A 10,792-nucleotide genomic window follows, 5' to 3' on the forward strand; every position below is an offset into this window, starting at 1 on the left:
CAGCCGGCGCAGGCCGCGCCCGAGGGTGAACAGGCGGCACCCGGCGCCGCCGAGGGCGGCGACCAGGCGGCAGCGACCGATTTCCCGCCCCCCGTCGGCGGCGCGATCTACATGCGGCCCGACAACGAGGTTCTGGACGAGGCGCATCACGTCCCGGCCTGGGTCAAGCTGTCGCCCTTCATCGCCATGTTGGGCGGGCTGCTGGTCGCGTGGCTGTTCTATATCCGCTATCCCGAGGCGCCCGCCCGGCTGGCCGCACAACAGCCCGCGCTGTATCGTTTCCTGCTCAACAAGTGGTATTTCGACGAGATCTACGACTTCGTCTTCGTGCGTCCGGCCAGATGGCTGGGGCGTGCCCTGTGGACGGGCGGGGACGGAGCCGTTATCGACGGCGCCATCAACGGGGTGGCCATGGGAATCATTCCCCGGCTGACCCGTTTCGCGGGCCGGGTTCAGTCCGGCTATCTGTTCCATTACGCCTTCGCGATGGTTCTGGGCATCGTGGGCTTGCTGATCTGGGTGATGATGCGGGGCGCATACTGACATGACGAACCTTCTTTCGATCATCACCTTCCTGCCCATCGTCGCGGCAGCGATCCTGGCCCTGTTCCTGCGCGGCGACGACCCCGCCTCGCGGAAGAACGCGAAATGGCTGGCGCTGATCGCCACCTCTGCGACCTTCCTGATCTCGCTGTTCCTGCTGGCGGGATTCGATTCCGGCGATACCGGCTTCCAGTTCGTCGAGGATCACGCCTGGATCATGGGCCTGCGCTACAAGATGGGTGTCGACGGCATCTCGATCCTGTTCGTGCTGCTGACCACCTTCCTGATGCCGCTGACGATCCTGTCCACCTGGGAGGTCGAGACCCGCGTCAAGGAATACATGATCGCCTTCCTGGTGCTGGAGGGATTGATGATCGGCGTCTTCACGGCGCTGGATCTGATCCTGTTCTACCTGTTCTTCGAGGCCGGGCTGATCCCGATGTTCCTGATCATCGGCATCTGGGGCGGCGCGAACCGCATCTATGCGGCCTTCAAGTTCTTTCTCTATACCTTCCTGGGCTCGGTGCTGATGCTGGTCGCGATGATCGCGATGATCCGCACCGCCGGCACCACCGACATCGCGCAACTGCTGCAATTCGACTTTCCCTCGCAGACCACGCGCGTGCTGGGCTTTACCGTGGTCGGCGGGATGCAGACGCTGCTGTTTCTGGCCTTCTTCGCCAGTTTCGCGGTCAAGCTGCCGATGTGGCCGGTCCATACCTGGCTGCCCGACGCGCATGTTCAGGCGCCCACCGCCGGTTCCGTGGTTCTGGCCGCCGTGCTGCTGAAGATGGGCGGCTACGGGTTCTTGCGCTTTTCGCTGCCGATGTTTCCGGTGGCGTCGCAGATGCTGCAGCCTCTGGTCTTCTGGCTGTCGGCCATTGCCATCGTCTATACCTCGCTGGTGGCGCTGGCGCAGACCGACATGAAGAAGCTGATCGCCTATTCCTCGGTCGCCCATATGGGCTATGTCACCATCGGCACCTTCGCGGCCAACCAGCAGGGGCTGGATGGCGCGATCTTCCAGATGCTGTCGCACGGCTTCATCTCGGGCGCGCTGTTCCTGTGCGTGGGCGTGATCTACGACCGGATGCACACGCGCGAGATCGACGCCTATGGCGGTCTGGTGAACCGGATGCCGAAATATGCGCTGATCTTCATGTTCTTCACCCTGGCCAATGTCGGCCTGCCGGGCACCTCGGGCTTCGTGGGCGAATTCCTGACCCTGATGGGCGCGTTCAAGGCCAATACCTGGGTCGCCTTCGTGGCCACGACCGGGGTGATCCTGTCGGCGGCCTATGCGTTGTGGCTGTATCGCCGCGTCACGCTGGGCGCGCTGATCAAGGAAAGTCTGAAGACCATCGGCGACATGACCCCGCGCGAGCGCTGGATCTTCGCGCCGCTTGTCGCCATGACACTGCTTCTGGGTGTCTATCCGCGGCTGGTCACGGACATCACCGGCCCCGCCGTCGAGGCGCTGCTGGTCAGCTACAACGATGCCCTGCCGCAAGAGCCGCGCGACGGGCTGGCCGTGACCGCGCAGGCGGAACCGGCCGAAGCCAGCCAGTGAGGGACGCAAGATGACCGCGCTTGATATCTCGACCATCCTGCCCGAGCTTTTGCTGGCGATCTATGCGATGGCCGCGCTGATGGCCGGCGCATGGTTCGGCAAGGACGATCTGGCCAAGGCGATACTCTGGGCCAGTGTCGCGGCCCTGCTGATCGCGGGCTTCTTCATCGGCTTCTCGAACCGGCCGGACGGCACCGCCTTCTTCGGCATGTTCCGCGACGATGCCTTCGCCCGCTTCGCCAAGGTCACATTGCTGGTCTCGGCCGCCGCTGTCCTGGCGATGAGCGTCGATTACATGGGTCGGCACGGGCTGATGCGGTTCGAATACCCGATCCTGATCGTGCTGGCCGCGACGGGCATGATGGTGATGGTCTCGGCCGGGGACCTGCTGTCGCTGTATATGGGGCTGGAGCTGCAATCGCTGTCGCTCTATGTCGTGGCCGCGATGCGCCGCGAAAGCGCCAAGTCCTCGGAGGCGGGGCTGAAATATTTCGTTCTGGGCGCGCTCAGTTCCGGGATGCTGCTCTATGGTGCCTCGCTGGTCTACGGTTTCTCGGGGACCACCAATTTCGACGGCATCTTCGCCACGATCGGCGCGGGCCAGATGTCGCTGGGCCTGCTGTTCGGCCTGGTCTTCCTGCTGGTCGGCCTGGCGTTCAAGGTCTCGGCGGTGCCGTTCCACATGTGGACGCCCGATGTCTACGAGGGCGCGCCGACGCCGGTGACGGCCTTCTTCGCCACCGCGCCCAAGATCGCCGCCATGGCGCTGATCGCCCGGCTGATGTTCGGCGCCTTCGGCAACGTCCCCGGCGATTGGGGCCAGATCATCGCCGCGCTGGCGGTGATGTCGATGTTCCTGGGTTCGATCGCCGGGATCGGACAGCGCAACATCAAGCGGCTGATGGCCTATTCCTCGATCGCGCATATGGGCTTTGCGCTGGTCGGGCTGGCGGCCGGAACCGCCTATGGCGTGCAGGCGATGCTGATCTACATGGCGATCTATGCGGTGATGAACGTGGGCACCTTCGCCTTCATCCTGTCGATGGAGCGCGAGGGCCGTCCGGTCGTGATGCTGGACAGCCTGAACCGTTTCGCCGCGACCGAGCCGCTCAAGGCCTTCGCGGTGCTGTTCCTGATGTTCAGCCTTGCCGGCGTGCCGCCGTTTCTGGGTTTCTTCGCCAAATACGGAGTTCTTTCGGCGGCGGTGCAATCGGGGATGAGTTGGCTGGCCGTCGCGGGCGTCGTCGCCTCGGTGATCGGGGCGTTCTATTACCTGCGCATCGTCTATTACATGTTCTTCGGGGCCGAAAACGAGGGCGTGGAAAGCCGCATGGGGCTGGTGCAGTTCACGGCGCTGGTCGTGCCTGCCGCAATGCTGCTGCTGGGCGCGGTGACGATGCTGGGCGTGGACAATGCTGCCGCCACCGCCGCGCAATCGCTGGTCGGGACCGAGGTGACCGATCCCGGCGTCGGCGAGGGGGGGCCGGTCGTGTCCGGCGAAGGGCCGGCCGATCCGACACCAACCGAGCCTGCGGGTGACTGACGTCATCATTCCCTCCGCATGGCCAAGGGACGTGGCCCGGCATGTTCTGGACCGCGTTGACAGCACCAATGCCGAAGCGATGCGGCTTGCGGACCGGATCGCCGGTCCGGCCTGGATCATGGCGCGTCGGCAAGAGGCCGGGCGCGGCAGGCGGGGCAGGGCCTGGACCGACCCTCCGGGAAATTTCGCGGCAACCCTGCTGATCCGGCCCCAGGGCGGGCCCGCGGACGCCGCGCGACTGTCCTTTGTCGCGGCCCTGGCGGTGCATGATGCGCTGATGACGCTCTGCGGGCCGCAACTGAACCTTGCACTGAAATGGCCCAATGACCTGCTGCTGAACGGCGGCAAATTGTCGGGGATCCTGCTGGAAAGCGCCGGCTCGGGGCGTCAGGTGACCGCGCTGGCCATCGGCATCGGCGTCAATCTGGCCTGCGCCCCCGAGATTGCGGCCGACCAGTCCATCCGGCCCGTCAGCCTGAAGGGCGAGACCGGCCTTGCCGTCACCCCGGACGAATTGCTGGACGCGCTGGCAATCGCCTTCGACCATCGGCAGCGGCAGATGCGCGATCACAGCTTCGGGCCGATCCGCGCCGCCTGGCTGGCCCGCGCCGCGCGGCTGGGCGAGACGATCACCGCCCGCACAGGCGGGACCGAAACGACCGGCGTTTTCGAGGGCATCGACGAGACCGGCGCGCTGATCCTCTCGACACCGCGTGGACGCAAGGCGATTCCCGCCGCCGACATCTATTTCGGCGGGGCGTAAGCCATGCTTCTGTGCATCGACACCGGCAATACGAACACGGTCTTCTCGATCTGGGATGGCGGCAGGTTTCTGGCACATTGGCGCATCGCGACCGATCACCGGCGCACGGCGGACGAGTATTTCGTCTGGCTGTCCACGCTGATCGAGGTGCAGAAATTCAGGCTGGAAATCGACGCCTGCATCATCAGCGCGACCGCGCCGCGCGTGGTCTTCAATCTGCGCGTCCTGTGCAATCGCTATTTCGATACGAGGCCGCTGGTCGTGGGCAAGCCCGACTGCCTGCTGCCGGTTCAGCCCCGCGTCGATGTCGGCACGACGGTCGGCCCCGACCGCCTGGTCAACACCGTTGCCGGGTTCGACCGCCACGGCCCCGACCTGATCGTGGTCGATTTCGGCACCGCGACGACCTTCGACGTGGTCGATGTGGACGGCGCCTATATCGGCGGTGTCATCGCACCCGGCGTGAACCTGTCGCTGGAGGCTCTGCACATGGCCGCCGCCGCGCTGCCGCATGTCGATGTCACCATGCCGGCGAAGGTGATCGGCACGAATACCGTCGCCTGTATTCAGTCGGGTGTCTTCTGGGGCTATATCGGTCTGGTGCAGGGGATCGTCGGCCAGATACGGGCGGAACGCGACCGTCCGATGAAGGTTATCGCGACGGGGGGGCTTGCGCCGCTGTTCGATCAGGGGTTTGACCTCTTCGACGCGATCGAGGACGATCTGACGATGCACGGTCTGCGTCTCATTCACGATTACAACAAGGAGGCGGGCCATGGCTGAACGTCTGATCTATCTGCCGCTGGGCGGCGCCGGCGAAATCGGCATGAACGCCTATGTCTACGGCTATGGTGCGCCGGGCAAGGAACGGTTGATCCTTGTCGATCTCGGGGTGACCTTCGGCGATATGGACAGCAGTCCCGGCATCGACCTGATCATGCCCGATCTGACCTGGCTCGAACAGAACCGCGACCGGCTGGAGGCGATCTTCGTCACCCACGGCCACGAGGATCACATCGGTGCCCTGGGCCATCTTTGGTCGCGTCTGGACGTGCCGATCTACGCCCGCCAGTTCACCGGCACGCTGTGCCGCCTGAAACTGGAAGAGCAGGGACTGCCGGGCGAGGCCGTGAACATCACCGGCCCCCGTCCCGAAGTCACGCAGGTCGGTCCCTTCACCGTGCAATTCGTGCCGGTCAGCCATTCGATCCCCGAAAGCGCGGCGCTGATCATCGACACGCCGGCGGGACGGATCGTGCATACCGGCGACTTCAAGCTGGACGGCACACCGGTCGTGGGCGATTCCTTCGATCCGATCCTGTGGCATGACGTGGCCAGCGAGGGGCAGGGGATCAAGGTTCTGACCTGCGATTCGACCAATGTCTTCTCGACCCATCCCGGCCGGTCCGAGGCGCTGCTGGCCAACCCGATCCTGGAATGGGTGATGGCGCAGAAGAACATGGTGGTGGCCACGACATTTGCCAGCAACATCGCGCGGCTCAAGACCCTGTCCGAGGCCGCGATCGCGTCGGGGCGAAAGGTCTGCCTGCTGGGTCGGGCGATGCGGCGAATGGTTTCGGTCGGACTGGAAACCGGCGTCCTGACCGATTTTCCCGATACGATCGGCCCCGACGAGGCCGCGAACCTGTCGCGCGACAAGGTGATGCTGATCGTTACCGGTTCACAGGGCGAACGCCGCGCCGCCAGCGCGCAATTGTCGCGCGGCCGCTATCTGGGCCTGTCGCTGAAAGACGGTGACAGCTTCCTGTTCAGTTCAAAGACCATTCCGGGCAATGAACGCGCCGTCGGCCGGATCATGAACGCGCTCAGCGAATCGGGCGTCAATGTCTATGACGCCGATGACGGGCTGTTCCATGTCTCGGGCCACGCCAACCGCCCCGATATCGAGGCGCTGCACGATCTGCTGAAGCCCGAGATCGTGATTCCGATGCATGGCGAGCATCTGCACCTGCGCGAACACATGCTGCTGGCGCGCGACAAGGGCCTGGGCTCGACGATCGCGGTAAACGGCACGATGCTCGATCTGACGGGCGAGCGGCCGAAAGTGGTCGATCAGGTCGAGACGGGGCGGCTCTATCTTGACGGCACGGTGCTGATCGGGGCGATGGACGGGATCGTGCGCGACCGGATCCGCATGGCGCTGAATGGACATGCCCTGGTCAGCGTCATCGTGGACGAGGATGACAATGCGTTGCCCGATGCCTGGGTCGAACTGATGGGCCTGCCCGGCCGCACCCGCAGCGGCGACGATCTGGCGCGGCATATCGAGGGCGAACTGGCCGATTTCCTGGAAGGCGCCGACGCGCGCGTGGTCCGCGACGATGCCAAGATGGACGAGGCATTGCGCAAGATCACCCGCCAGGTGGCGATGGAAGAGATCGGCAAGAAGCCCGAAGTAACGGTCATCATCAGCCGCCTCATGGCCGACTGAGCCGCGCGGGCCGCTATTGTGTAACTATTAATTCTGGCATGTAACCAATTATTCTAGCGATTGATGTGCGAAGACCCATGAATTTCTCGCGCTTATCCGATATCGTCAGGGGCCGTCGCAAGATGTGTCAGCGGCGTTTCTGCGCCCAATGGTGGACGGTGGCGTGGCTGATGTGGCGCTCGGGCGGGAAGTGTTCGGCGATGGCGGCGGCGATCTGATGATAGGTCAGCCGGTCGAGGCGGGCGAGGATGAAGGCTTGCAATTCGGGGTCGGTGTCGATGATCGGCGGGCGGCCTGAGCGGTGGGCGCGGCGGCGTTCGGTCGGCGGCACATCGCATGCCGGAAGTTGTGACAGGGAATGTTGCAGGGCCGCGCCGCGCAGCCGTTCAAGAGAGGTTTCAAGCCGGGAGAGCGTGCCGCGCAGGACCGATAATTCGGCAAGGGCGGTGTCGATCCCGGACAGATCGTCGGCCGTCACGCGGCCCTGACCGGGCGATTGAACGGGCGCGCCCGTCACAGAACGTCTTCCATGCCGGCGACCACCAGCCGCTCGATCTCGTCGCGGTTCTCGCCGGAGAAGCCGAGATATGGACGCGCCGGCGTGCCGTCACCGCCGGACTGATGAACCGCGCCATAGACCAGGTTGGTGCCGATGGCCACTTCATCGCCGCGCAGCTGCCAGCCGATACTGTCCCGAAGGTGGCCCTCGTTTTCCAGAAGCGAATGTCCGCCAGAGCGTGACCGCGCATAGTCCAGCGACCAGGGTGCCCAGCACCCACCGTCAGGTGCCCGCTTCTCGCTGTCGATACGGTGAACGGTCTGGCTTTTGATCACTGCGCCGATGGCTGCGAGGATGCCGCGAATCTGGCTGTCGTTCAGCCGCGCCAATGCGGCGCGCGCCTCGCTGGCGTCAATATCGGTCGTGACAGCGGCTCCGCTCATGACTTTCTCCTTTTCAGATCACCGCCCCGCATCGGCCCTCGACCGGGACAGAGAAGCCCGAACCGTTGCGGGGCGGTGGCTGTGCGGCCCGTCATCGCTACCCAACCGGGCCGCACATTCCTATTTCAGATCTGTGGGCGTCAGGCCGAGCTGTTCGCAGATCGCCCGTTCATCGGCGCTGGCCGGTCTACGTCCTTGCGCCTCGTGGCCGACATCGTGCAAGCGGCTCGGGCGATGAAGGTGAGCATAGGCCGGCGTGGAGGTCGCGATGAAACCGTCGAATCTCGCTTCGTCCTGGGTGCAGAGGGCGACGGCCCAATCGCGCATGGCCGGGGTCAGGTATCCGGAATTCATCGCCTGCTGGACCTTCGCATCGGCCGCGCGCGCGGCGTTGTCGCTGGCCGCGCTGTTGCGCTGTTTCAGCAGATCGGCCACGGCCTCGATGGGCACATAGCGCGCCGGATCGGGCGCCGTCTGCGCGTTGATTGCGGTCAGGATCGTATCGGCATCGGCGGTTTCGTTCAGGCCGAGGGCTGTGGCGATGCGCGAAAGATCGGCGGTGGCGGCGTCCTCAAGTGGATCGGGCATGGTCATCTCCTGTTCGGAAAGGGCAGTCAGGGCGAGGTTGGGGCGGTGGACAAGGCCAGCCCCGATCAGGCGCAGGACCTGCCCGGTGGTCGGGTGATAGTGCAGGACGGGCGACAGGAATCGGTATTCCCGGTTGGCGATCATCTCGGCCGCGCGGCCGGTCCACTCGACCTTGCCCCAGATGCCGTCCGTCCGCGTTTGCAGGCTCTTGATCCAGCCGGCGGCGGGCAGCGGCCCGCCATGGGACTTCGGCTTTTCGCTTTCGTGGTCGTAGTCGATCGGCAGATCGCCGCCCTTCGCCGACCGGGCGATAAGCTGGGCCGGATCGTCCAGACGCCAGCGCCGCCCGTCGCGGCCGTTGACCGCGCCGACCGGCAGAAGATGCACCCAGTCCGGCGCGGTCTTTGCGGGAAGCTCGACGGCCTCGCAGATCGCGGTGCGTCCGGTCATGTCAGCCGCCCGTATACGGGGTGACGACGATTTCGGCGGTGCCTTTCCACGGGTTCGAACCGCCGCCATCCTGCGTCTCGGTGTTCAGGAGGTGGAACGCCGCCTCTTCCAGCTGCGGCGGCACGACCAGGACATTCGGGCGGATGCCGAGCGGGCGTCCCTGATCGCCGGTCAGCGTCTGCATCTGTGCGCGGATCGCAACATAGTTGGCCGCGTTCAGGGCTTCGCGGCTGGCATGGGCCAACTGCCACAGGCCGAAGCCGCATTCACCCGTGCCCGGATGCCGTAAAGGAAGTTGTCGGTCATGAAGACGCGCTCGTCATTCAGCCGGTTGACGTTCTGGAACTCGTATTTCTCGCGCTCCTGCCAGATGATCGGCCGGACGGCGCGCGAGGTATCCAGAAGATACCAGGTCGGCCCGGCGCCATCGTCGAAATTGCTGACCGGCGAATAGGTCTCGCCGTCGATCACAATGGCGCCGTCCGGATCGAGGACCGGGTGGTCGGTATCGAAGAAGTTCTGGCCGTCGAAGCACAGGGTCGTGGTGCCCTGCGCCAGCAATCCAAAGACGATTTCGTCGGGATGAAGCGCGGCGGCATGCCCCATCTCGGCGAACATCGGCTTGAAGACGCCGAGCCGGTCATCCGAGAAATCGTCGCGCGAGACCGAAACCGTGCTTTCGAACTTGCGGTTCACGATGGTGAAGCCATGAGCCTTCAGCTGGCGCACGACGCGCTCGCCGTCCAGCCATTCCCGCAACTGCGGGAACTGCCCCAGCCAGCCATAGCTTTCGTCGCGCGAGCTGCTGGGCACCGTCATCGCGACCTTCGCGGCCTGACTGGGCGCGGCGAGGTAGGCCGTGGAGTAGATCGACTTGAAACCCCGGAAGGCAAGGTCGAGATTTTCAGCGTTGATGATGGGCATGTCTGGGGTCCGTCAGGTGAAGGGTTGTGTCAGAAGGCCGCGTTCGGTCAGGCGCTTCAGGATCGCCGAGACGCTGCGGGAATGGATGCCGGTCGCGGTCGCGATCTGCCCGACGCTGCGGCCTTCCCGGCGAAGCGTCAGGACGGTGAAATTGACCCGCATGCGATGCCCGGCCGGCCCTTTCGGCAGCGTAATCCGGCCGAAGCCATGGTTGAGCACCAGCCAGTCGGTGGCCGTCATTTGCCGTCCGGGCAGCGTGTCAAGGTCGTGACGCACGGGGATCGAGAATTCCCGCCCGCCATGCGCAAGAAGGAAGTCGCGCACGGCATCCGCGCCGATATCTTCCTCCATCTCGTGCAGCATCTCGGGCACATGCATGCCCATGGCTGCGCAGTCGGCGCAGGAAGGAACGAGAAGATGCGGTGTCGGGTCGATTGCCATGGCTCAAACCTATGGCAACCCTGAATACCTTCCTTCCCTGAATGGGTTCAGGGGGTAACGCCTTAAGGGCCAGACAGATCCCTCACGGCACATGATCGGCTTTCCGAAAATGGCTCAGGCGTCAAAGGAAATCTAGCGCTGGCCGCGACCGTTCGCAAGCGTGGCGGGGTGTGAACCCGGGGGGCCAGAGACATCCCCCACGGCACATGACCGGCTCTCTGAAAATGGCTCAGGCTCACACGATCATATCGCAGGATCGCTACCGATTTTCAAGTCCGATGGGCTGAACACCTCGGCAGTAGCCGTCAGGCTTCGCCGTTAAACGGTGTTTAGAATAGGCAGGACGGGCGCGAAAGGGTTAGGCGCTGAACAGGTAGCCGGAAAACAGCAAAGCCTGTCAGCGGGCGAATCAGCGCCTCTCACGAAAAAGGGCAGCGCAAGCCGCGCGGCCCTTCCATTGCCGTGTTTCGGAGTGTCACGCCGCGCGGGACCGTGCCTTCATCGCCTTCAGCGCCGTGATGGCCTTCGGGGCGGCCGCAGCGGTCAGGAACCGCAGCGACGATATCTTGAAGCAGC

9 protein-coding genes and 2 pseudogenes are annotated in these 10,792 nt (G+C 64.7%); 6 read left to right on the top strand and 5 right to left on the bottom strand.

Annotation, left to right across the window (positions count from 1 at the left end):
• The 6 genes and pseudogenes from B4A72_RS16085 to B4A72_RS16110 form a co-directional block, all read left to right on the top strand.
• Nucleotides 1-543, top strand: a pseudogene (locus B4A72_RS16085) (NADH-quinone oxidoreductase subunit L); the annotation flags it as partial.
• A gap of 1 nt (nt 544) precedes the next feature.
• On the top strand, nt 545-2,113 hold the full coding sequence (locus tag B4A72_RS16090; protein ID WP_292957468.1) for an NADH-quinone oxidoreductase subunit M: 1,569 nt from the start codon (nt 545-547) through the stop codon (nt 2,111-2,113).
• A 10-nt stretch (nt 2,114-2,123) separates the two neighbouring features.
• Complete coding sequence (nuoN, locus tag B4A72_RS16095) at nt 2,124-3,656, top strand: NADH-quinone oxidoreductase subunit NuoN (protein WP_292957471.1); 1,533 nt, start codon at nt 2,124-2,126, stop codon at nt 3,654-3,656.
• On the top strand, nt 3,649-4,419 hold the full coding sequence (locus B4A72_RS16100) for a biotin--[acetyl-CoA-carboxylase] ligase (RefSeq protein WP_292979125.1): 771 nt from the start codon (nt 3,649-3,651) through the stop codon (nt 4,417-4,419). The genes nuoN and B4A72_RS16100 overlap by 8 nt, the downstream gene beginning before the upstream one ends.
• 3 nt (nt 4,420-4,422) lie before the next feature.
• The gene (locus B4A72_RS16105; protein ID WP_292957477.1) at nt 4,423-5,202 is read left to right on the top strand and encodes a type III pantothenate kinase; all 780 of its coding nucleotides are present in this window, start codon (nt 4,423-4,425) and stop codon (nt 5,200-5,202) included.
• A complete protein-coding gene (locus B4A72_RS16110; RefSeq protein ID WP_292979127.1) occupies nt 5,195-6,871 on the top strand; it encodes a ribonuclease J in 1,677 nt (558 codons plus the stop codon). The genes B4A72_RS16105 and B4A72_RS16110 overlap by 8 nt, the downstream gene beginning before the upstream one ends.
• Before the next feature lie 127 nt (nt 6,872-6,998).
• Here B4A72_RS16110 and B4A72_RS16115 read toward each other — a convergent pair whose 3' ends face one another.
• The 5 genes and pseudogenes from B4A72_RS16115 to B4A72_RS16140 form a co-directional block, all read right to left on the bottom strand.
• Nucleotides 6,999-7,388, bottom strand: coding sequence for a helix-turn-helix domain-containing protein (locus tag B4A72_RS16115; protein ID WP_292953726.1), 390 nt, complete (start codon nt 7,386-7,388; stop codon nt 6,999-7,001).
• A complete protein-coding gene (locus B4A72_RS16120) occupies nt 7,385-7,813 on the bottom strand; it encodes a phage virion morphogenesis protein (RefSeq protein ID WP_292953728.1) in 429 nt (142 codons plus the stop codon). The genes B4A72_RS16115 and B4A72_RS16120 overlap by 4 nt, the downstream gene beginning before the upstream one ends.
• Nucleotides 7,814-7,933: 120 nt before the next feature.
• Complete coding sequence (locus tag B4A72_RS16125; protein WP_292979129.1) at nt 7,934-8,851, bottom strand: phage protease; 918 nt, start codon at nt 8,849-8,851, stop codon at nt 7,934-7,936.
• A gap of 1 nt (nt 8,852) precedes the next feature.
• Nucleotides 8,853-9,775, bottom strand: a pseudogene (locus B4A72_RS16135) (Mu-like prophage major head subunit gpT family protein).
• Between the two features lie 12 nt (nt 9,776-9,787).
• Entirely contained in the window at nt 9,788-10,159 is a 372-nt protein-coding gene (locus B4A72_RS16140; protein WP_292979133.1) for a MarR family transcriptional regulator, read from the bottom strand.
• Between the last annotated feature and the right edge of the window lie 633 nt (nt 10,160-10,792).

The sequence above is a fragment of the Paracoccus sp. UBA5162 genome, assembly GCF_002413585.1.
Lineage (GTDB): Bacteria > Pseudomonadota > Alphaproteobacteria > Rhodobacterales > Rhodobacteraceae > Paracoccus.